This window comes from Novosphingobium sp. HR1a, from assembly GCF_015594425.1.
Classification (GTDB): Bacteria; Pseudomonadota; Alphaproteobacteria; order Sphingomonadales; family Sphingomonadaceae; genus Novosphingobium; species Novosphingobium resinovorum_A.
Map to the genome: position 1 here is coordinate 1 of NZ_JABXWS010000168.1, position 401 is coordinate 401.

At 58.1% G+C, this 401-nt stretch carries 1 protein-coding gene; it reads left to right on the forward strand.

The features are described from left to right. On the forward strand, positions 1 to 348 hold a 348-nt coding region (locus HWN72_RS30850; RefSeq protein WP_211152345.1), incomplete at its 5' end, for a transposase. Positions 349 to 401: the final 53 nt, after the last annotated feature.

Sequence of the window (401 nt, forward strand, 5' to 3'; positions counted from 1 at the left end):
TCCTTCGTTGCAGCAATCGAGGATCCGGAAAACTTCAGGAAGTCGCGTTCGGTGGGTGCCTGGATCGGCTTGACCACCAGGCGTTACCAGTCGGGCGAAGTCGATTACGACGGCCATATATCCCGGCGAGGCGACAACCATCTACGCGGCTTGCTCTATGAAGCCGCGACCGTGATCCTGACGCGCAGCACGGCGGAAAGCGCGCTGCGTATCTGGGGCTTGAAACTCAAGGAAAAGATCGGCTTCAAACGAGCTGCCGTCGCGGTCGCACGCAAGCTCGCAGTGATCATGCATGCCATGCTCCGGACGGGTGAACTGTTCGATCGTTCGATGACACCCGCTGCCTGACGTGCGTCAAACAGCAAGGGTTGGAACTCTGCAGAACTGAAAGCTTTTCTCAG